Source organism: Streptomyces sp. NPDC088785 (assembly GCF_044750685.1).
Classification (GTDB): domain Bacteria; phylum Actinomycetota; class Actinomycetes; order Streptomycetales; family Streptomycetaceae; genus Streptomyces.
In genome coordinates, this window is record NZ_JBIVKH010000022.1 from 32,392 (window position 1) to 51,818 (window position 19,427).

Genomic DNA, 19,427 nt, shown 5'->3' on the forward strand with positions numbered 1-19,427 from the left:
GGTGACACGCGCTGCGCTGTCCGTGCGCCGCCACCCGGCGGGCCCGTCCGCCGGCGTCAGACCAGGCGGGGCGCGCACGCGGCCGCGTCGACGGGCCCGCCGCGCCGCTCGACGCGGTCGGCGAGGGCCCGCGCCCAGCCGACCACCGCGGCCACGTCGAGCCCGGCCGGCGCGGCCCCCGGCCAGGCGTCCACCGCGTCGGCGCCCCGGCGCAGCAGCCGGGCCCCGCCCGTCGCGTTGCCCCGGGCCGCGTGGGTCAGCCCCACGGCGGTTTGGGCCAGCCCCCGCCACAGCTCGCGCTGCTCCTCGGGCGCCGACTTCCAGGCGTCCTCGAACACCTCGTGCGCGTGGAAGGGCCGTCCGGCGTCGAGCAGCGCCTGCGCCTCGGCGACCGTCTGCGCGGCCGTCCGCACCACCCCCTCGGGCTGCCGGGCGACCCCGGGCGCGCCATAGGGGAGGGGCTGCCCCAGCCCGTCCCGGGGCCGCGCGTTGCGGGCCCGCCCCTCGTCGTCGCGGTCCCGTCCCGGCCTGCGCTCACTGCTCATGCCCCCGATTCTCACCCACCGTGCGCGGACCCCGCGGAACCGGTTTCAAAACAGCCGTGAGCTTGGGGTAATGTTCTTCCTGTCGCCGCCGGAAGGGCCCGGAACAGCGGGCCGGAAGACGATCGACATCGGGACGTGGCGCAGCTTGGTAGCGCACTTGACTGGGGGTCAAGGGGTCGCAGGTTCAAATCCTGTCGTCCCGACTGGAGACAGTCGCAGCTCAGGGGCCGTTTCAGAGAAATCTGAAACGGCCCCTGAGCCGTATGTGGGGACCGGTTGGGGGCCGGACGGGGCGACGGGGTGGAGGTAGCGCCGGGTGGTGGTCGGCGGTCCGTCGACGACGTTCGCCGGGCACGCCTGGTGGGAGGAGGACGACCCCGGGCGGCGAAGCCGGCAGCGCACCCACTTCGTGAAGAACGTGTCCCTCATCGAGACGCGGCCCGAGCCAGCGGCTGCTGATCGCGGCGGCCGACACCCACGGCAAGCCGTCGCCGGCCTACCGGGCGCGCGGCGCCGCGACCGGCGGCCGCAAGCAGGCGGCGCGGGCCCGGCGCGCGACCTCGCACACCGTGCGGGACGCGGCCGACGCCGTGCGCGCCCTGCCCGAGCGCGCCCGGCAGACGGTCACCGGCTTTGCGGCGCCGCGTCCCCACCACGCCGCACTCCGGGGCCCGGCACCACCGGGCCCCGCACCGCGTGCCGGCCTCTCATGACCGGCTGACCGGCGATCCCGATGGGAGGAGGACCCGACGACCTCGCCGCCGCCCGACGCGACCGCGGCGTACCGCCGGCCGGGCGACAGTGCCAGGATGCCCGGATGAGCGCACCGGAGGTCCCGCCCGGCACCCGGCTCCTCGTCGTCGACGACGAGCCCGCCATCCTCGATGTCCTGGTCACCTCACTGGAGTTCCTCGGCTACGAGGTGGACCAGGCCACGACCGGGCTCGCCGCCCTCGCGGCGGTCCGCGACCGCGCACCCCACCTCGTGCTGCTCGACGTCATGCTGCCCGACATCGACGGGTTCGAGGTCGTCCGGCGCCTGCGGCGGGCCGCCTCGACGACCCCGGTCGTCTTTCTGACGGCGCGTGAGAGCGGACAGGACGTCGTCGGCGGCCTCGACCTGGGCGCCGACGACTACATCACCAAGCCGTTCCGGCTCGCCGAGGTCGCCGCCCGGGTCCGCGCCGTCCTGCGCCGCGGTGAGAGACGACCCGAACCGCGGCTCCTCGTCTGCGGCGACGTCGAGATGAACACCGAGACCTACGAGGTGCGCCGGGCGGGCACCCCGGTGGACCTCTCGCCCACCGAGTACCGGCTCCTGCGCCATCTGCTGCTCAACCGCAACCGGGTGCTGACCCACGAGCAACTGCTGGAACACGTCTGGGAGTTCGGCGACGGCGACCACGGCGTGGTGAAGACCTACATCTCCTACCTGCGCCGCAAGCTCGACGCGCTCGGTCCCGGCCTGATAGAGACCCGCCGGGGCGTCGGCTACCTTCTGCGCGACCCGGGCGCCGCATGAAACCGGCCGCCCGGATCCCACGCCCCCCGGCCCGGCGGGCGGCGGCACGGCGGCTCACGGTCCGGCCCCGATCACTGCGCGGCCGGCTGCTCCTCGCCCTGCTCAGCCTGGCCGCGGTCGCCCTGATCGCCCTGGACGCCGTCGTCTACACGGCCCTGAGCAGCGATCTCACCCACCGCACCGACGTCACCCTGCGCGCCGTGCGCCAGCGGGTGGCCCAGCAACTGCGCCAGGCGCCGGACGGAAATCTCGGCAATGACGTCCGGCTGCTCGGCGCCTCCGAATTCTTCCTCCAGCTCCGCAGGACCGACGGCACCGTGCGCGACCTGGTGCCCCGGCTGCGGGACCCGGACGACCGCGGCCCGCGCGTACCGGACCCGGTGACCGAGGCCCGGGGGGCCGGCGTGCGCACGGTGGGCCCGGCGGCCCCGGGCGGACCCGACTACCGCCTGACGGTGCAGCGGGTGCCGGGCCGCGGCACGCTCGTCGCGGCCACCCCGCTGGACCAGGTCCAGGGCACTCTGCGGCAGGTGCTGGTCGTCGAGACCGCGGCGACCGGCGGCGTGCTGGTGCTGCTCGGAGCGGCGGGCCTGTGGGTGCTGCGGCGCGGCCTGCATCCCCTGGAGGGCATGGCCCGCGACGCGGACGCCATCGCCGCCGGCGACCGGGCCGGGCAGGTCGCGCCGACGGGCGACGACACCGAGGTCGCCCGGCTCGGCAAGGCCCTGAACACGATGCTGGCCGCCGAACGCGCCACCCAGGACCGGCTGCGCCGCTTCGTCGCGGACGCCTCGCACGAACTGCGCACCCCTGTCACGGCGGTGCTCGGCTACGCGGACCTCCACCACCAGGGCGCCGTCGGCACCCCCGGGCAACGGGAGCACGTGATGCACGGCATCACCACGGAGGCGCTGCGCATGCAACGGCTCGTGGACGACCTGCTGCTGCTCGCCCGCCTGGACAGCGCACCCGCCCGCGGCCGGTCCACCGTGGACCTGCCGGCGATCGTCCGCGACGCGGTCGCGGCCGCCCGCGCCGTGGACCCGCACGGCCCGGTGTCCTTCGACACCGAAGACCCGGCGGCCCGCACCCCGGCCACGGGCCCCGCGGCCACGACGGTGCACGGCGACGCCGAGCAGCTGCGCCGTGTCGTGGACAACCTCCTGGCCAACGTGCGCAACCACACCCCGCCCGGCACCGCCGCGCGGGTGAGCGTCGACGCGTGCGGCCCGGCCGCGCAGCAGGTGACGCTCACCGTCAGCGACGACGGACCGGGCATCTCGCGGGAGGCCCTGCCGCACGTCTTCGACCGCTTCTACCGCGGCGACCCGGCGCACAGCGGGGACGGCAGCGGTCTGGGCCTCGCCATCGTCGCGGCCGTGGCCCACGCGCACGGCGGCACCGTGGACGTCGACGGTGCGGCGGACGCGGGGACGCGGGTCACCGTCCGCCTTCCGGCGGCGCGCTGACCGCACCCGGTCAGCCCGTCCCGGCGGCGGCGCCGCACTCCTTCGACCCCTCGCAGTCTCGCATCTTCCTCAGCCTCGACGCGAGCCGGGACTTCGTCTCCGAGGACAGTTGCGCGTACACGTTGTGCAGCATGTCCGGGTCCTTGTCGCGGTCGTAGTACTCGTGGGACCCGTTGCGGTACTGGACGTAGGTGGAGTGGGCGGTGCGCAGTGCCTCGTACGACGGCGGATTGCCGCTGCCCTTACGGGGTTTGTCCGGATCGCCGGCCGCGCGGTCGGGGCCGTGGTGCTCCACCAGCGCGGTCCGCGGCCAGTCCTTCGGCGTCCCGCCCCTCAGCACGGGCACGAGACTGCGCCCGTCGGCCTGCGGATCGGGTGTGCCGCCGCCCAGTTCCGTGAACGTGGGGCAGATGTCGATGTTGGACGCGACGGCGCCGGTGGTCGCGCCTTTCCTGACGCCGGGCCCGGTGACGACCAGCGGGACGTTGACGTCCGTGTCGAAGGCGGTCTGCTTGCCCGGCATCAGCTTGTACTGGCCCATGTGGAAGCCGTTGTCGGAGGCGAAGGCGAAGACGGTGTCGTCGTCCACGCCCTCCTTCTCGAGTTTCTCCCGGAGGTCGCCGATCATGCGGTCGACGGCCTGCACGGCACGGACGCGTTTGCGGTACGTCCGGGTGATCTTCTTGACCTGCCGGGGCGTGAAGTCCTCCTTGTCCTTCAGCCATTGCGGCGCGTCCGACGGCGTCGTGCCGAAGGCGGGCGGCTTCGGCAGGTCCAGGTGGGAGAACTTGCCCTTGTCCTGCGGCGCCGGGGTGGCCGGGCCGTGCGGGGCGAACGTGGAGATGTCGAGCATGAAGGGCTTCTGGTCCTTGACGGACTTCTCGATGAAGTCCTGTCCCTCGCCGCTCACGACGTCCGTCAGATAGTCCTCCGGGTCGTGTCCGTGGTCGACGGTCGAGCCGTTGTGGTTGAGCGTGTAGTCGTACTCCTGGTAGCCGTTCCCGGCCACGTCCCACTCGTCCCAGCCGGGCGGCACGTAGTTCTTCTTGCCGTCGACGGTCATGTCCGGTTCGTAGCCGTTGAGGTATTTGCCCATCATCGCCGTGCGGTAGCCCCGGTCCTGAAGAGCGGTGGCGAACGTCTTCGACTCGTTGCCCTTCTTGTGGAAGGTCTGGAATCCGCCGTCCGGCGGCGTATTCGTGAAAACCCCCGTGTTGTGCGGGAACTTGCCGGTGAAGAGGGACGAACGCGACGGACAGCACAGCGAGTCCGTCACCGTGTACTGGGAGAAGGACAGGCCGTTCTTCCGCATCTCCTTTACGTGGGGCATGTAGCGCACCAGGTCCGAGGAGAGGTCATCGGTCAGCACCCACACGATGTTGGGGTGCCGGGGCGCGGCGCTGTCCGCCGCGCTCGTGCTCTCCGTCGCCCGGTCCGTGCCGCCGTCGCACGCGACCAGGCCGGCCGCGAGAGCGGCGGTGCCCAGCCACAGCGGAACTCTCCTGCGGACGCCTCTGGTCATCACGGGACCTCCTCCTGAACTCATGGGTCGGGAACTCATGGGTCGGGGCGGTTCCGACCCTGCCGGACCAGCGTGGGAGAACGGTGTGAGACGAGCGGGTACGGCGTGGGAATGCGGGCCGGAAGCGTTCCGCCGGCGCATGGCCGTCACTTCCCCGGACAGGCGGTTCATATGAACGCGACAAGGATGAACGCGACGAGGACGAATACGACCAGGACGAATACGACCAGGACGGGCAGGAAGACGAGCTGGTACGCGGCGGCGCTGGTCAGCGCGGGCGTCGTCGCCGTGACCGCGTGTGGCGCCGACGACGGCGGGGGACGGGCCGAGACCGGTCCTGGGAGCCGGACGACGGCCGCGGCGACCACGCCCGAACTGACCACCGCCCCGGCGACGGACGGCTCCGGCTCCGCCGCGACCGCGAACGGTTCGGCGTCCACTGCCTTCACCACTCCCTCGACCCCCTCGGCCACCGGCGCGACCAGGGCCGACGAGCGGCCCGGGATGGGCAGCGACTGCACCACCGGTGTGCTGAAGGCGGGCCTGAAGCCGACGGGCCAGGAGATGAACAGCAAGTACTTCGACCTGACCCTGACCAACACGACGGGCGGGACCTGCGCGCTCAAGGGCTACCCCGGCCTGTCGCTGACCGACGGCGGCGGCGAACGCATCGGCAAGCCCGCCACGCGCTCGAACAACGGCAGCGCGCAGCGCGTCGTGCTCAAGGCCGGACAGAGCGCCCACGCGGTGGTGCAGACCCCCGACCGGGGCGTGACGGACGGCAAGTGCTGGGCCAAGCCCGCCCGCCTGAAGGTCTACCCGCCCGACAACACGGCGGCTCTGACCGTGGCCGCGCCCGGCTCCCTCGAAGTGTGCGGCGACTCCTTCACCGTCGGCCCCTTCACCACCCGGGCGCTGTGACCCCGGCCCGGTGAACGGCCAGCGGGCTACCTCCTCGTAGCGGATCCGTCCCGGGCCGCGCCCGACGTCGCTCGCCTCTAGGTGCAGCCGGTCGGTAACGCCACTTGCGGCCGGACCCGGTCCGGCTGGGGCTGTTCAGTCGGCAGGTCCGTCGCCGAACCCCGGCGCACAGGGTAGGAGCGGCCGGGAGATGCCGGGTCCGCCCCAGCCCCCAGGTCCGTCAGCGGCAGTCTTCGAACTCGCCGGACAGGCAACCGGCTTGTAGCTCGACCGATGTCGAGGACAGACGAATGGACTTCTCGACGAACGGGGTCAAGACACCGGGCTGCACTGCGAGGGTGCCCCATAGCCAACCCATCAACGTCAGGGTGAGCACTACGCCGACCACGGCAGCGATCAGCAATCGCACGTCGGACGCCTGAAGCGACGTGGCTTCCCGGGTAGGGGAGGGCGTACGGGGTTCGGTCGCTGCACTGACGGACGGTCCAGGTCTCATCCGATCAGCCTATTGTCCGCCCGAGTGCGACGGTTGGGCAGTTTGAACAGCCCATGTGGGCCGTGGGAGAACCGCTCTGGCTGGAGGGCGGGGCGGGCAAGGCAACGGGCTTACGGTCTTGATCGTCAGGTGAGGGAAAGGACATCATTCGCCTGAGGAACTGGCGTGGCCCGACCTCCCGTTATGAGAAGACAGCCACTGTCTCCAGGGCCGGGCTCCTCGCGGCTGGCATCTTCATCTGGTCGACTCGATGAGGCCGCGACCCAACCTCACGGTCGGATGGCGATCGTGCTGACGGTGCCGTTTCCCCAGACGGTGGTGTTCAGCAGCACGCGGCTGTCGAGTGAGACGACCGTGAACTCCGGGACGAACCGCTCTGTCAGCAGTCCTCCCATCGGGCTCCGGAACTGGTCCACCTCACTCCTCACGACGTCCCATTCGTCGAGGAGACGGACGCGAGCCCAGCCTCGATGCTCTCCGTCGATATCGTCGTCGTCAGGCGTGGAGAAGTCGACAGCGAGGAAGAACTCACGTTCCTCGCTCAACAACCCGTGTTCCACTGCCATGCGGTACCAGCTTGCATTGACCTTGTCGGCCATGCCGGGTTCGTCAACGTCTGCAACCTCGTTCGGACGGGAGTCGAACCGTCCGTGCTCCGGGCCGGCGCTCGCAGGACTGTGACCAGGCGGCAGCGCAGGCCATCGGCCATCCCCAAGGACGCGTTCAACGAAGCGGAAACCGGCCGGTTCGAGCTCTGCTGCCATCTCACCATCAGTCATTGGCGCGGCGGCAACGATAACCGGAGCTCAAACGGCTAACCAAGTCATTTTCGCCGATCTGAAACAGACGCCCTGGTCGTCGGTCGAGCAGGCCGGTCGGCAGCGGAGCCCGCTAAGGGCTGTCCCATAACTGCTGTTCATCTCCAGCGGAGACAGCCCGTGGCGGTCAGCAGAAGATGATCTCGACGTCCTTCTCCAAGCAGTACTCCATGACGGTGACCAGTTGACGCACGTCGTCGAGGCGTCGCCCAAGGACGGGGCCCCCGTACTCGTGCTGCCGCTGGTCGGTGATTGCTTCCAGCCTGGGCAGCATGGCCGCGCATTGCGCGGGGGCGAGAGAGCCGTCGTGGTCTGGATGGTCGAGCAGTGGTGCCAGCGGGGTGGAGGCGCTGCTCCACACGCGGTCTCCGCCGAATCCGTTCATCTCCGCAAGGGTGAACCCCTCTGCCTGGGCCAGCCACTCCCTGAACATGTTGAAGCCGGTATAGGACCAGGAGACGTCTGGGCTGGTCACGTCGTCGTCTCCGGGGGAGAGCATGAGCCCCATCCTGTTCCTCCTTGCTTGCCCGGTGCCTAAGGGTTGTCCCGTAACTGATCTTGGACCTGGTGAGGGTGGGATCGGCGGCGGTGCCGTCCGTTGGCCTATCCGGTGGGTGCGAGGTTGTGCAGGCGGGCGATGCCGAGTGCAAAGCGACCATCGCCCCGTACCCTCGCGGCCTGAGACGGTCCAGAATGCCGCCATGGCTGACGCGGAGCACGACGAGGCTGGTGCACGTTCATTCCTGTCATGCGCCATCGAGGTGGCACGGCTGATGGATCTCGGGATCGCGGCTGACGTGCCGGAAGTACGCCGGGCCCGGCACCTGGCCCATGCGGTGCGCAAGCCGTTGCTCGAACGCGCCCACCTGCCCGAGGAGTTCTTCGCCCCGCTGATGGCTGCGGCCGTCTACGACCCGGACCCCAGCTTCTGCCTCTGGTTCGTCGAGCCAGCGGTTTACGCCTTCGGGCGGCGCCGGGTCATGACCGCACTGCTCGACTACCTACGGACCGGAACGGACGCCGAGAAGGCAGGCGCCGAGCGGGCCTGGTACTGCGCCCATGTACCGCTCCGCGCCGACCGGTCCCCGGCCTACGCACCTGGCGGAAGCCGAGATTCCCCCATGGATGACTCCCGCGACGTGAAGGACGTGTGGCGGGAGACCCTTAACCGATCAGCCGGGTGATCGGACCGTCTCGAAACCTGAGCCAGCCCTGTTCCCATGGCGCTGTCGCTCACTCCGACCGGTTACGGGACAGGTCCTAGAGGTTGTCTCACGTGGTGATTTTCACGAGTTTCTCGTAGCAGGTGAGAGCTGCGGCAAGGCCCAGGAGGGCGAGGAAGTGTCTGCCTTCGCGTTCATAGCGGACAGCGAGGCGGTGGTAGCCGAAAAGTCAGGCGATTGACCTCTCGATCTTCCAGCGGTGTCGCCCGAGCCGCTCTCCTGACTCGATCCCCGGGCGCGCGATGCACGGGATGAGCCATCGCGAGCGGAGCCAGGCGAGGTGTTCGGCAGAGAAGTACGCCTTGTCGGCGCGGACCTTGACCGGTTGCCGTCGTCGTGGCCCGCGCCGGGACCGTACGGCGGGGAGGCCCAGGAGGAACGGCTTCAATGCCTGGCTGTCGTGCACGTTCGCGCCGGAGACCGCGACGGCCAGCGGTATGCCCTGGGCTTCGGACAGCACATGCAGCTTGCTGCCCTTCTTGCCACGATCGACCGGGTTCGGTCTGGTAAGCGAGCCCCCCTTTTCGCGAGGACGGAAGCGGCGTCGATGATTGCTGAGGCCCACTCCAGCTCGCCCCTAGCGCCGAGCTCGTCCAGCTCCGCCCGGTGCAGTCGCCGCCACAGACCGGGCTTGGTCCACGTTGTGAACCGACGGTGCGCGGTGGCCGGCGAGGTGCCGAACGTCGGCGGCAGGGAGCGCCAGGCGCAACCGCTGGTCAGCACGTACACCACCGCCGTGAATACCTTTCGGTCCGGCACCGGCGCTGTCCCACCGCCCTGTTGTCTGGGCCGGAACGGCGGCATCAGCGGCACGGCTATCTTCCACAGCCCATCGGGGACCAGTTCCCTCGCAAGATCCACAGCCATGACAGACGATCATGCCCCAAGAGACATCCGCAGCCTGTGGCCGGGGCAGCGTGGGTATATCAGCTGGTCATCGAGCCCCACGACTTCCAACCTGCTCAAATGACCGAAGACGGACCTGCGGTACCCGTGGGAGAGCCCGGACCGAGACCGGTCCACCTGCTCTTCTCCGAGCTGACAAGACCCTATGGGGAAGACCCCATGCTCGAATTCCTCGTGAAAGCTCGCGGTCAGTGGGTGAGCATCGAGACCCTGGTGCGGACTTGGGACGGCGACGGCCTCGACACCTTCCTTTCCTCACTGGCCGAGGACTTCCGCGGCTGAGAGGGAGCGCGCAGCTGGCGCTCCCTGGAACGCGACCTGACGATCTTGGCGGAGCACCGCTCGGGCGGCTACGTCCACCTGACGTGGGGCATCCACGACCGGCCTCCGGCCGAAGAGTGGCACCTCGAGACCACCACCGTGCATGCGGCCGGCGAGGAGATGCGGAACCTCGCCGCAGAGTTCCAGATGTTTCTCACGAGCATGATCGGATAACCAAGCCACCACGTGAGACAACCTCTTAGGCTGCGAACGCTTCCTGGTTCATGAGGCAGACCAAAGTCAGATCCCCCGGTATGGTTCCGGCATGGCAACGGGTCAGGGGGTGTGCGGCATCCGCGCGCTGACGCCAGTTGCGCCTGCTGCTCTGAGCGACCTCGAGGCAGGCTTCTGGGATTCGGCCATTCCGAGCGAAGAAGAGCAACGCTAGATCAGGCATCGCGTCGTAATGCTCATGGGTAGCGGCAACGCGATGTCCCACTTCCGCTTGCTCGATGACTTCACGAGCGCCCTAAGGGCTGTCCCGTATAAGACGTCGTTGTATTTGGTGGGATCGATAGTCTGTGCGGATGGAGAACACGGTTGAGACCGCTTGCCGTATCTGCGGGCTGGATGACGGGGAGGCTCTCTACGAGCACGGGTTCCCTCGATACGTCATCTGCGAGTGCTGCTATAACGAGTCCGGCATCGGTGATGACACCGTGACGCAAGTCCGCGAGCTGCGCGGCTACTGGGTCGGTCACGGTGCCCAGTGGCACAAGCCGCAGCTGAAGCCGGCCGACTGGGATCTGCTGGGTCAACTGGCCAACATCCCGCCGGAATGGCGCTAACCGGCGGCCAACTGTCGCTTCACTCGGTGACTCGGCGGTAGCAGATGAGAGTTGCGGCGATACCGGCGAAGCCGAGGAAGTGCTCGGGTTTGCGTTCGTAGCGGCGGTGCAGGCGGCGGCAGCCGCCCAGCCAGCTCACAGTGCGTTCGACGGTCCAGCGGTGCCGCCCCAGCCGAGCTGAGGACTCGATGCCCCTGCGGGCGATGCGGGGCACGATGTTGCGGGTGCGGAGCCATTTCCGCAGGTGGTCGCAGTCGTAGCCCTTGTCGGCGTGGAGCTTGGCAGGTCTGCGCCGACGCGGTCCGCGGCGGGATCGGATAGGCGGGATCCCGCGCACCAAGGGCTGCAGCCCCAAGCTGTCGTGGGTGTTCGCGGCCGAGATGCCGATCGAGAGAGGCAGACCAGTCCTCTCTGAGACTAAATGGATCTTCGAGCCTTTCTTGCCCCGATCTACAGGATTCGGGCCCGTCAGGCCCCCCCTTTCATCGCCCGTACGTTCACCGAGTCGATCGCGCACCGCGACCAGTCCAGATCGCCCCTCGCACCGATTTCGTCCAGCACCAGGCGGTGAAGCTTCGCCCAGACACGGCTCTCGCTCCATTCGGCGAACCGCCGACACACCGTCGACCACGACGGCCCGAACACCTCTGGGGTCTGCCGCCAAGTGCAGCCAGACGTGGCCACGAAGAGGATCGCGGCCAGTGACTCCCGGTCCCCATATCGCCGCCGGCCACCACCTTGCGGCCGCACCGGGGCCATCGGCACCACCCGCGAGAACAACTCCCAACCCATCCGGGACCAGGCGCTCCATGATCTTCACGCACGCACGCTACCCGCGCCAAATGCAACGACGTCTTAGAGATCATTTACGGGACAGTCATCAGCTGGAGGCCAGGATGTGGTAAGCCGGGTCGCGCCCCCTCTTGGTGCCATCGGCGCGGCGGCCGGAACGTACATCGGTGCCACCTACCAGAGCTAGCGAACGAACTGGCCGCGGGTGCTGAAGCAGGACACGTCCTTGCCTCAGCGCCCACGGTTTCGATCAGGGAGAATGAAATGGTCCAACCGGGAAGAGGGCGACAGATCCTGATTTTCGCCTCTATATCTCTCGTGTGCGGCGCACTTCTGCTCTTGAACTCGACAGAAGGGTCGACAGGGCTGTTCGGATGGCTGCTCGTCGCCGTAGGAGTGCTCTTCTTGCCGATGAGCTGGTTCAGCTCACGAAAGGGCCGAAGGTGATGTGGGCCATTTCTCTTCCCGCAATGGTGCAGGACGGAAAATCTGCCCTGATCTTTACCGTCGGCTTCGTTGTCCTGGTGGGGGTCGCTTTTTATTTTTTCCCAAGGAACAAATAGATCAGCTGTCGGGGGGGGGGGGGGCAACCGGCGCGGTCTGTTCAGAGGCCGGTGCGGGGGGCGAGTTGCAGGCGGCGCTCCATGTGGATGGCGGTGAAGACCGCGACCTTCGCGCGCAGCGCCCAGGGGTCGAAGGGTTTGGAGATGAAGTCGACGCCGCCGGCCGCGTAGCCGCGGGCGGAGTGCTCGGGATCCGTGCCCATGGCGGTCAGGAAGATGATCGGTACGTCGCGGTTGCGGGGCCGGCGCTTGATCTGGGCGGCGGTCTCGTAGCCGTCCATCAGCGGCATCTGGACGTCCATGATGATGACGGCGAAGTCGTCGTGGTCGAGCAGGGCCCTGAGGGCGTCCCGTCCCGAGTTGACGGTGACGAGCTCCTGGTCGAGGGTGGCGAGCACGGCGGACATCGCCAGCAGATTGTCGGGCTGATCGTCGACGACGAGGACCTTCGGCATCGGCAGGTTCGGCGCGGCCGGCAGGGCCTGCGCCGGCTTCTCCGCCTCGTCCAGCTGACGTTCCAGCAGCTCACAGCGGGCCTCCGCGGCGGCCCGCTGTTCCCGGGCCGCTTGCAGCTCGTGGTTCAGCCGTTCGACCTGGTCCTTGAGCGCCTCGCGTTCCTCCAGCAGGCCGGTGACCTCAGGGTGGGCGGCTTCGAGCTGGTCGGCGCGGGTCCGTTCGGTCTGCCAGTCGACTTCGAGCTGGGTGAGGCGGACTTCGAGGTCGGCGATGCGGTGCGTGCGGGCCAGCAGGGCTTCGCCCAGGACATCGCCGCTGACCGAGGAGCGGCGGGACAGCCGGTCGGCGTCGGCCATCTGTTCCTCCAGCACCACCACGGCCTTCTTCGGCGGGCAGCCGTTCTCGACCGCTGCCCCGTACAGCTCGCGCAGGAGCTCGACGGCCTCGCCGGTCACCGCGCTGCCCCGGTGCTCGGTGACGTCGGCCAGGAGCTCGTTGATGACGTGCCACGGAGGTACCCGGGTGCCGTTGAGATAGCGGGAAAGCGTGCCGGGGTCGCGCTCCCGGCGGATCGCATAGCGGCGCACCGACACATCGAGCCCGGCGAACAGCTCCCGGAGGGCCAGGGCCAGCGCCCGGGTCTCCTCGGGCAGGTCGTGGGCCAGCGGACGTAACTCACCCACGGTCGTCGGCCTCTCCGCTCGCAGCCGCGTCGATGCCGGGAGCCGGGTCCGTCGCGATGAGCCTGTCGAAGAACGGGACCGCCACGGCCGTCGCGCCCATGCCCGCCATCACGCTGCGCGCCAGCTGCTCGCCGGAGGCCCAGGTGAGCGAGGCGGCCACGACGCCGGCGAGTATCGCGATCAGGAAGACCAGGGTGGTCCTGAGGGGGAGCAGGGCGCGGTTCACGGACATCTCCGTCCATCGGCCCCGCCGGGTGGTCGGGGCGGCCATCTCCTGCCGGCTGCTCCGGCTGGTGGGCCCCAGAATGAGGCTTGCCCCAGCCGTTGCGGGCCGTAATCAAACCTCGTCGCGCCGCCAACGCCCGTTGCGGTCGGCACCCGCATACGGGCCCGAGCCGCGTTGCTCCAGTTCACGGGCTTCGGCCGCGCCGCGCAGCGCAGGCGTTGCGTTGCAACGTGGGCGGCACGGATACACCAAGACACGGATACGCCAAGGGGTGAGGGCGTCGCCGGTCGTATGGCGGTCCGTACCGTACGGGTCGGCATCACGTCGCCGGTCCCCACCCACCCGTACGTACCCGGCCGGTGGCCGCGGCGGAGGTCGAGCACCGTCTCCCGCCGCACGGAGTCGGCCATTTCATCGTAAGTACATCGACCGCTCCTACTTTTCTCCGCCCAGCGCACACGAGGGGAAGAGGAGGGTTCGATGACGACTTGGCTGGTGCCCGGATTCACCGAGATCCGGGAGTTGGGCGACGGAACGACGGGGCGGACCACCCTGGCCCGCGACGACGGGACCGGTGATCTGGTCGCCATCAAGTACCTTGCCGCGCAGCTCGTCGACGACCGCGCGGCCGTCGAGCGCATCCGGCGGGAAACGGGCCTCGTGACCGGGGTGCGGGACCCGAACGTCGTACGGATCGACGCGGTGCTCGACTCGCCGGACGGCGGCGGCGTGGCGCTGGTCATGGAGGCCGTCGACGGTCCCACGCTGCGCGCGCTGCTGACCGGGCGGCGCCCGCTGCCCGAGGCCGCGCTGGCGCTGCCGCTCGGCCCGGGCGAACGGGCCCGGCAGATTGGCCAGCGGCTCGCCCCGGAACAGCCTTACAGCGTGCGCCAGTTGGTCCGCGGCGGCGGCCGGGTCCCCGGACGCGGCGGTGCGCAGCGCCGTACGGCGGCGCTCCTCCAGCTCCGCCGTGTCGATGCGGACGTCGTCGACGACGAAGCGGTACCAGCCCTTGCCGCTGCGGATCACCGACGTCGCGGGCGGTGTCCCTTCGGGATCGAGCGTCCTGCGCAGCGAGTTGACGTGCGTGGGCAGCACCCTGACGCCGCTGGCGGGCGCCTCCGGCCCCCACACCGCGTCGAGCAGCCGCTCATGACTCACCACGGCCCCTTGGCTCAGCAGCAGCGCGGCCAGCACGGCCTGCCGCTTGACCGGCCCCAGCTCCAGGAGGTCCGCGCCACGCCGGGCCCGCAACGGCCCGAGCACCTCGAATCGGAGCGGTTCAGGAGATCCCCCGTCCACAGCCAAGCGTCCACCCGCGTACCCATCGGAATTCCCTCAGCATTGCAGCACCCCCGGTCGGGGTGAGGGACGGACATCGCACAACCCGCACAACCTGACGCGGCGCGGTCGGCTCCCGGCGTTCGTGACTTCAACTCGTGCCGAGCGAGGCGAGCGCGGCATCGCGCACCTGCACGACCTGGCCGCTGTTGCTCAATGGAGCCGGCATTCCCACGGCTCGATGTCCGGCTCCCCTGGGGGTAGCACCCCGGTGCAGTATCGGTGGAGCCAGGCGGCGGCCCTTCGCTCCGCGTACTTCTCGTTGACCGGCTCTCCCCGCTCGTCCAGTTCGAGGACGTTGGCGAAGATCGCGAAGCAGATCTCCATCTGGGAGGGCGACGCGCGCAACTCCTCCCAGTAGTCGACCCCTTCCAGCAGCGGATGACCCGCCGACCCCCGGGCGAGCCATCCGGCGAAGCGGCGGAGCGCTCCGGAAGCACCGGGGCTGAGATGCGAAGACATGGGAGGAATCTAACCCCGGCCCTCCCCGGCCGACCGCCGCAGGAGGGGACAGCGAAGTCCCGGCGAAACGGGACCCGACCTCGCCCACGGCCCACAGGGCGGCGAAGATACGGCGACAGCTGCCGCCCGGCCGACGCCGGGACGAACTCGGCGCTCGTGGCGTGCCCAACAGGGTCCCAAGCAACAGGAGGTTGCGGGGATGGACGTCGCGTGGACAGCGACGGACCCCGCATCGCGACAGTTCTCCCCGACTGAGCGAAGCTCCGACATCGCGGATCTGGCCGAGCACTTCTCCGAATTGCGCCCGCTCGGCCGGGGATACCTGGAAGTCCGCCTGCCGGGCGTCGAGTTTCCCTGCTGCCCCTGGGCTTCCAGGACGCTCAAGCCGTCATCCACCTGTTCGACGCTGCTGAGAAGTCGTGGCTTTGCTTGTTTCAGTCCCACCCGTTGAAGAGGGCTCCGCCCAACGTCGTGATGCTGTAGTAGCAGCCTCACGCCACTCACCCGGCCCGAGCGCTGAGGTGTCCACGTCGGAAAGCGGTGTGGCAAGCAGCGCGCTGCTCAGGACGACGAAGCCCGCGTCGGTAAAGGCGTGTGCGCATGGAGGCGGTGCGAGGAACTCCTCCCCGTAACAGTTCCGACGTGTCGAGGCGAAGGCGATCCAGGGGTGATGAGCGTGGCAGAGCACAATGCTCTCGTCTGCGCCTGCGCCCGCGACGACCGATGCGGTATGGAGGGTCCGAGGGTATGCCTGTTCCTCCACCTCGCCCACTTTGCCCCCGGCGCCGCGGGCAGCGGTATGGAGAGCGGTGCGGAGCGCCCGTAGGTCGGTGTTGGGGAGCGGGCCATCCTTCGGCCAGGAGAAGCCTGTCGCCCCCCCCCGCGGCAGCACGAAGCTGGTGTTCCCGTCATTGACCATGTCGCTCATCGTGTTTGGTGTGAGGCGCATTCGGTGGTCGTAGGCGGCGTGAGCCTCGGGCGCACGCTGTGCGGCGCGGCTTGGTGCCCACCTTGTGATGCTCGGGACAGTTTCTGGGCACCGGTAGGAGTGCCGGTCTTCGTGCGCAGGTTCCTGACTCTTCGCCTGACTCTCCGTCGGACGCGGGCGGGCGAGCCGGAGCTGGGCATGGGCGGTGATCGCCGGTGAACGCGCCGAACCTTGGTGCGGCCCAGACCGCGCCATGTGAGCGGCGACCGTTCCAGTCACAGCAGTCACCCAGCAAGATCACTCAAAGGTGGCCCTCGGCTCCGTGATCAACTTTGTTGATAGCCCGGCCCGTGCGGGCCCGCCGTCGGTATGGTGCGCGCATGGGGGAATGGAGAGCGAGCGCACGTCGCACCGGGCGCTGGCTTTCGCGCGCGGATGTCGACCAGGTGGTCGACGCCATCGAGGCCGAGATGCCGGGATGTGGCCTGGCGTTCGCCCAGATACCCAGGAATCGACGAGACGGCGAGATCGATGAACTGCGGTGTGAGGTCCGCGCCGCCAGCATGGACGACCTGGTATCGGCTCTGGGAAGTCCGGCTCGTTTCACGGGGCTCCGCATTAAGGCGCGAAACGCTACAGGTTCAGCCATCTCTGTCGTGGTCGAGGTGGGTGTGCCGCGAGAGCGGAAGAGGGACCATTTTTTCGGCACGACGAGGTATACGCAAGTGCACGTCGAAGGTGACGACGAGGCTCAGGTGAGGCGCACTTGCCTGTTCATTCTCGACCTGCTCAGACCGACCGAGTTCTGGTCGCGCAAGCGCCGCAAGATATTGGACTGGGTGTCTGCCACCGCGTTCAGTTTCGCCATAACGACGTGGGCGATCGTTTTCGTCAACTCCTTCTCGGGCAAGGAATCAGACGTCATGCTGGTCTCGGCGCTTCTCCTCGCCGCCTACTACGCCGTGATACACGTATTCGATTCATTTCTTTCGAGGTCGCTCGTACTCCTTGCACCGAACAAGCCCGAGAGGCTGCTGCTGAGACTGAACCGGCATCACCGGCAGGTGCTGAGCGGCCCCTTCGCCCTTCCTGGGGTGGCCACGGTCATTGCGGTCCTCTCCCTCGGAGTCGCCGTCGCGGCCTATGTCTTCCCCAGGACCTAAGACATCATCTCAAGTGGTGGTTGCCAACGGAGATAGATAGTCGCTGGCAGACGGCTTGCGATGACGGTTGAATGCCTTGGTGAGTGACTACTGGACGCCCGCCCATCACGCGGTCGAGCACGACGATGCTGAGGCCCTGGCTCGGTTGCTGGCCGCCGGCGCTGATTGCGACGAAGTCTTCAGCAACATGACGTTGCTGACGCACGCCATCGATGCCGAGGGCGACGGATCCCTGCAGAGCGGTGAGCCGCTGACCGTTCACATCACTGCTGTACTACTGGCCTTCGGTGCTGACCCGGAGCTCGCGGATCCAGACGGTCACACCCCCCTGGACATGGCTGCCCACTACGGTCACGACCTGGCGGTGAATCTGCTGCGGGCCCACATCAGCAGGCGAGCCGTCGGTAACAGATGAGAGTGCAGTCGATGCTCGTGAAGGCGAGGAAGTGCTCGGCTTTGCGCTCGTAGCGACGGTGGAGACGGCGGCAGCCGGCGAGCCAGGACATGGTCCGTTCGATGGTCTAACGGTGACGCCCCAGTCGCTGCGAGGTCTCAACTCCCCTGCGGGCGATCCGGTGCGCAAAATTCCCCGCTTGGATAACCATCGCCGCAGGTGAGCGTAGTCATAGCCCTTGTCGGCATGGAGCTTGCCGGGCTTGCGGCGACGGGGACCTCGGCGCGACCGGACCGGGGGTATGCCCTTCACGAGCGGAATCAGGGCCTGACTGTCATGGACGTTGGCACCGGAAATCCCTAAGGACAGGGGCGGACCGCTCCGCTCGGTGATCAGGTGGATCTTTGAGCCGTACTTGCCTCGATCCAAAGGATTCGGACCCGTCAACTCCCCCTTTTCAGGGCCCGCATGTTCACCGAATCGATCGCGCAACGGGACCAGTCCAAGCCGCCACGGGAGCCCAGTTCATCGAGTACCAGGCGGTGCAGCTTGGCCCACACCCGTGCCTTCGTCCACTCGTTGAACCGGCGGTGAGCAGTTGCCCCGGACGGCCCGAAGGAGGCCGCGGGCAGTTGCTGCCAGGTGCAGCCCGACGTCGCCACGAACACGATCGCGGCCAGCACTTCACGGTCACCGTGCCTTCGCCGGCCACCGCCCTGAGGCCGCGTGGGCGCCTCCGGCGCCACCCGCTGGAACAGCTCCCACAACTCGCCCGGCACCAGCCGCTCAACGATGCCCACCACACCCGACAGCCTACCGAGACAGCCAGTTGAGATGACTTCTAAGGGCTGTCCCGTAAATGATTTTCTTGTCGTCTCGGGCGTGGTAGGCCGCCGTGCGGCCCGCTTCCCTACCCGGATCCGATAAGGGCGAGATTGTGCATCCGGGGGATGTCGAGCATGACGTGATGGACACCGTCGCCCTTGAGGCGGCAACCGCGAAGGATCTTCCAGGTCTACATGCGGGCGAAGAAATGCTCGACGCGGGCGCGGACCTGCTTGTGGGACTTGTTGGGTTCCTTTTTCAGTACGGATGTTCGGCCTGGCCATGCTGTCGGCGGTGCGGGATGACGAGTTGGATGGCACTCCGGTCCCCACCCGGGGCCTCATCATCGCCGACTTTCATGATCACCACCCGAGCCGGCTCCATGCCGTGCCCATCCCGCAGCTACCCTGACCGGGGCAGTCCACAGCGAGTAGGACCCGGGGGAGACCGTGAACCGACCGCTGCTGTTCCTCGACGTGGACGGGCCGCTCAACCCTTACGCCGCCAAGCCGGAGAGACGTCCCGAGGGCTACACCACGATCCGGGTTCCCCGGGACGACGCCCATGAGGACGACAGGGGCCTCTCGTCCCGGCGACGCCCCCTGCGGGTCTGGCTCAACCCGGAGCACGGACGAATCCTGCTCCAGCTCGGCTTCGAGCTGTGCTGGGCCACCACGTGGATGGGCGACGCCAACCGGTGGATAGCGCCGGTGCTGGGCCTTCCGGAACTTCCCTTCGTCGACTTCGGCGACGTCCTCCTTCAAGAACGTCCCGATGGAGTCCACTGGAAGACCGGCCCGCTGGTGGACCACGCAAGCGGGCGTCCCTTCGCCTGGGTGGACGACGAACAGAGCGAGCTGGATCAGACGTTCGTGAGCGCCCACCACCGCGGAACCGGGCTCCTGCACCACGTCAACCCGCGGATCGGCCTCCGGGAGAACGACTTTCACACGCTCGCCGGCTTCGCCCGGTCCTTGAGCACCTCACGAACCACCGGTTGAGCACCCCACCGGCTCGTCAGGCCGCCCTGCGCCCGCAGCCATGGTCTGTGCGGGGCAGCCCT

At 68.7% G+C, this 19,427-nt stretch carries 18 protein-coding genes, 1 tRNA gene and 7 pseudogenes; 12 read left to right on the forward strand and 14 right to left on the reverse strand.

The annotated features are described in order from the left end of the window. Positions 1-56: 56 nt before the first annotated feature. On the reverse strand, positions 57-545 hold the full coding sequence (locus ACIP5K_RS34600; RefSeq protein WP_401416241.1) for a DUF309 domain-containing protein: 489 nt from the start codon (positions 543-545) through the stop codon (positions 57-59). A 129-nt stretch (positions 546-674) separates the two neighbouring features. On the opposite strand from ACIP5K_RS34600, the gene ACIP5K_RS34605 reads away from it, so the two are divergent. The 3 genes from ACIP5K_RS34605 (at position 675) to ACIP5K_RS34615 (ending at position 3,536) form a co-directional block, all read left to right on the forward strand. Then, positions 675-748, forward strand: a tRNA-Pro gene (locus ACIP5K_RS34605). Positions 749-1,362: 614 nt separating this feature from the next. After that, a complete protein-coding gene (locus ACIP5K_RS34610; RefSeq protein ID WP_401416244.1) occupies positions 1,363-2,067 on the forward strand; it encodes a response regulator transcription factor in 705 nt (234 codons plus the stop codon). Continuing rightward, positions 2,064-3,536 carry an ATP-binding protein gene (locus ACIP5K_RS34615; RefSeq protein ID WP_401416246.1) on the forward strand — a complete coding sequence of 491 codons (1,473 nt, stop codon included), beginning with the start codon at positions 2,064-2,066 and terminating at the stop codon, positions 3,534-3,536. Before ACIP5K_RS34610 ends, ACIP5K_RS34615 begins: the two co-directional genes overlap by 4 nt. 10 nt (positions 3,537-3,546) lie before the next feature. Here the strand turns inward: ACIP5K_RS34615 and ACIP5K_RS34620 are convergent, their stop codons facing one another. Further along, on the reverse strand, positions 3,547-5,058 hold the full coding sequence (locus tag ACIP5K_RS34620; protein ID WP_401416249.1) for a sulfatase: 1,512 nt from the start codon (positions 5,056-5,058) through the stop codon (positions 3,547-3,549). Positions 5,059-5,225: 167 nt separating this feature from the next. Continuing rightward, positions 5,226-5,579, reverse strand: a complete 354-nt coding sequence (locus ACIP5K_RS34625) for a hypothetical protein (protein ID WP_401416251.1) — start codon at positions 5,577-5,579, stop codon at positions 5,226-5,228. Between ACIP5K_RS34625 and ACIP5K_RS34630 the strand changes: the two genes are divergently transcribed. Beyond that, positions 5,563-5,979 (forward strand): DUF4232 domain-containing protein, encoded by a 417-nt coding sequence (locus tag ACIP5K_RS34630; RefSeq protein WP_401416253.1) that lies wholly within the window; start codon positions 5,563-5,565, stop codon positions 5,977-5,979. The two genes, ACIP5K_RS34625 and ACIP5K_RS34630, sit on opposite strands and share 17 nt — an antisense overlap. 220 nt (positions 5,980-6,199) lie before the next feature. Here the strand turns inward: ACIP5K_RS34630 and ACIP5K_RS34635 are convergent, their stop codons facing one another. The 3 genes from ACIP5K_RS34635 to ACIP5K_RS34645 form a co-directional block, all read right to left on the reverse strand. Continuing rightward, entirely contained in the window at positions 6,200-6,388 is a 189-nt protein-coding gene (locus tag ACIP5K_RS34635) for a hypothetical protein (protein WP_401416256.1), read from the reverse strand. A gap of 356 nt (positions 6,389-6,744) precedes the next feature. Beyond that, the gene (locus ACIP5K_RS34640; protein WP_401416258.1) at positions 6,745-7,239 is read right to left on the reverse strand and encodes a hypothetical protein; all 495 of its coding nucleotides are present in this window, start codon (positions 7,237-7,239) and stop codon (positions 6,745-6,747) included. Positions 7,240-7,420: 181 nt separating this feature from the next. Continuing rightward, positions 7,421-7,801 carry a hypothetical protein gene (locus ACIP5K_RS34645; protein WP_401416260.1) on the reverse strand — a complete coding sequence of 127 codons (381 nt, stop codon included), beginning with the start codon at positions 7,799-7,801 and terminating at the stop codon, positions 7,421-7,423. Between the two features lie 193 nt (positions 7,802-7,994). On the opposite strand from ACIP5K_RS34645, the gene ACIP5K_RS34650 reads away from it, so the two are divergent. Further along, positions 7,995-8,477, forward strand: a complete 483-nt coding sequence (locus tag ACIP5K_RS34650) for a hypothetical protein (protein ID WP_401416262.1) — start codon at positions 7,995-7,997, stop codon at positions 8,475-8,477. Positions 8,478-8,565: 88 nt separating this feature from the next. Here ACIP5K_RS34650 and ACIP5K_RS34655 read toward each other — a convergent pair. Beyond that, positions 8,566-9,383 (reverse strand): annotated as a pseudogene (locus ACIP5K_RS34655) (IS5 family transposase). A gap of 198 nt (positions 9,384-9,581) precedes the next feature. Here ACIP5K_RS34655 and ACIP5K_RS34660 point away from each other — a divergent pair. From ACIP5K_RS34660 to ACIP5K_RS34670, 3 genes and pseudogenes are all read left to right on the forward strand, one after another. Then, complete coding sequence (locus ACIP5K_RS34660) at positions 9,582-9,704, forward strand: hypothetical protein (protein ID WP_401416265.1); 123 nt, start codon at positions 9,582-9,584, stop codon at positions 9,702-9,704. 12 nt (positions 9,705-9,716) lie between these two features. Then, a pseudogene (locus ACIP5K_RS34665) lies at positions 9,717-9,917 on the forward strand (DUF6228 family protein); the annotation flags it as partial. A 353-nt stretch (positions 9,918-10,270) separates the two neighbouring features. Beyond that, the gene (locus ACIP5K_RS34670) at positions 10,271-10,531 is read left to right on the forward strand and encodes a hypothetical protein (protein WP_366853377.1); all 261 of its coding nucleotides are present in this window, start codon (positions 10,271-10,273) and stop codon (positions 10,529-10,531) included. 19 nt (positions 10,532-10,550) lie between these two features. Here ACIP5K_RS34670 and ACIP5K_RS34675 read toward each other — a convergent pair. From ACIP5K_RS34675 to ACIP5K_RS34685, 3 genes and pseudogenes are all read right to left on the reverse strand, one after another. After that, positions 10,551-11,342 (reverse strand): annotated as a pseudogene (locus ACIP5K_RS34675) (IS5 family transposase). Positions 11,343-11,927: 585 nt separating this feature from the next. Beyond that, positions 11,928-13,025: a two-component system response regulator gene (locus ACIP5K_RS34680; protein ID WP_401416268.1), complete on the reverse strand. Its 1,098-nt coding sequence runs from the start codon at positions 13,023-13,025 to the stop codon at positions 11,928-11,930. Then, positions 13,018-13,251 carry a hypothetical protein gene (locus ACIP5K_RS34685; protein WP_401416270.1) on the reverse strand — a complete coding sequence of 78 codons (234 nt, stop codon included), beginning with the start codon at positions 13,249-13,251 and terminating at the stop codon, positions 13,018-13,020. Before ACIP5K_RS34685 ends, ACIP5K_RS34680 begins: the two co-directional genes overlap by 8 nt. Positions 13,252-13,731: 480 nt before the next feature. Here ACIP5K_RS34685 and ACIP5K_RS34690 point away from each other — a divergent pair. Next, a pseudogene (locus ACIP5K_RS34690) lies at positions 13,732-14,001 on the forward strand (serine/threonine protein kinase); the annotation flags it as partial. Here the strand turns inward: ACIP5K_RS34690 and ACIP5K_RS34695 are convergent. Then, positions 13,969-14,553 (reverse strand): annotated as a pseudogene (locus tag ACIP5K_RS34695) (winged helix-turn-helix domain-containing protein); the annotation flags it as partial. The pseudogenes ACIP5K_RS34690 and ACIP5K_RS34695 overlap by 33 nt on opposite strands. Before the next feature lie 192 nt (positions 14,554-14,745). After that, positions 14,746-15,054 (reverse strand): hypothetical protein, encoded by a 309-nt coding sequence (locus ACIP5K_RS34700; RefSeq protein ID WP_401416272.1) that lies wholly within the window; start codon positions 15,052-15,054, stop codon positions 14,746-14,748. Positions 15,055-16,428: 1,374 nt separating this feature from the next. Between ACIP5K_RS34700 and ACIP5K_RS34705 the strand changes: the two genes are divergently transcribed. Then, a complete protein-coding gene (locus tag ACIP5K_RS34705) occupies positions 16,429-17,145 on the forward strand; it encodes a hypothetical protein (RefSeq protein ID WP_401416275.1) in 717 nt (238 codons plus the stop codon). 79 nt (positions 17,146-17,224) lie between these two features. Beyond that, complete coding sequence (locus ACIP5K_RS34710; RefSeq protein ID WP_401416277.1) at positions 17,225-17,560, forward strand: ankyrin repeat domain-containing protein; 336 nt, start codon at positions 17,225-17,227, stop codon at positions 17,558-17,560. Here the strand turns inward: ACIP5K_RS34710 and ACIP5K_RS34715 are convergent. Beyond that, positions 17,532-18,333, reverse strand: a pseudogene (locus ACIP5K_RS34715) (IS5 family transposase). The gene ACIP5K_RS34710 and the pseudogene ACIP5K_RS34715 sit on opposite strands and share 29 nt — an antisense overlap. Positions 18,334-18,449: 116 nt before the next feature. Continuing rightward, positions 18,450-18,673: pseudogene (locus ACIP5K_RS34720) on the reverse strand (IS5/IS1182 family transposase); the annotation flags it as partial. A gap of 140 nt (positions 18,674-18,813) precedes the next feature. On the opposite strand from ACIP5K_RS34720, the gene ACIP5K_RS34725 reads away from it, so the two are divergent. Then, a complete protein-coding gene (locus ACIP5K_RS34725; protein ID WP_401416279.1) occupies positions 18,814-19,365 on the forward strand; it encodes a hypothetical protein in 552 nt (183 codons plus the stop codon). The last annotated feature ends 62 nt before the right edge of the window (positions 19,366-19,427 follow it).

Excerpts from the sequence above, each read along its gene's own strand:
- ACIP5K_RS34600 (WP_401416241.1), bottom strand. The coding sequence starts at position 545 with ATGAGCAGTGAGCGCAGGCCGGGACGGGACCGCGACGACGAGGGGCGG.
- ACIP5K_RS34610 (WP_401416244.1), top strand. The coding sequence starts at position 1,363 with ATGAGCGCACCGGAGGTCCCGCCCGGCACCCGGCTCCTCGTCGTCGAC.
- ACIP5K_RS34615 (WP_401416246.1), top strand. The coding sequence starts at position 2,064 with ATGAAACCGGCCGCCCGGATCCCACGCCCCCCGGCCCGGCGGGCGGCG.
- ACIP5K_RS34620 (WP_401416249.1), bottom strand. The coding sequence starts at position 5,058 with ATGACCAGAGGCGTCCGCAGGAGAGTTCCGCTGTGGCTGGGCACCGCC.
- ACIP5K_RS34630 (WP_401416253.1), top strand. The coding sequence starts at position 5,563 with ATGGGCAGCGACTGCACCACCGGTGTGCTGAAGGCGGGCCTGAAGCCG.
- ACIP5K_RS34640 (WP_401416258.1), bottom strand. The coding sequence starts at position 7,239 with ATGGCAGCAGAGCTCGAACCGGCCGGTTTCCGCTTCGTTGAACGCGTC.
- ACIP5K_RS34645 (WP_401416260.1), bottom strand. The coding sequence starts at position 7,801 with ATGGGGCTCATGCTCTCCCCCGGAGACGACGACGTGACCAGCCCAGAC.
- ACIP5K_RS34650 (WP_401416262.1), top strand. The coding sequence starts at position 7,995 with ATGGCTGACGCGGAGCACGACGAGGCTGGTGCACGTTCATTCCTGTCA.
- ACIP5K_RS34660 (WP_401416265.1), top strand. The coding sequence starts at position 9,582 with ATGCTCGAATTCCTCGTGAAAGCTCGCGGTCAGTGGGTGAGCATCGAG.
- ACIP5K_RS34670 (WP_366853377.1), top strand. The coding sequence starts at position 10,271 with ATGGAGAACACGGTTGAGACCGCTTGCCGTATCTGCGGGCTGGATGAC.
- ACIP5K_RS34700 (WP_401416272.1), bottom strand. The coding sequence starts at position 15,054 with ATGTCTTCGCATCTCAGCCCCGGTGCTTCCGGAGCGCTCCGCCGCTTC.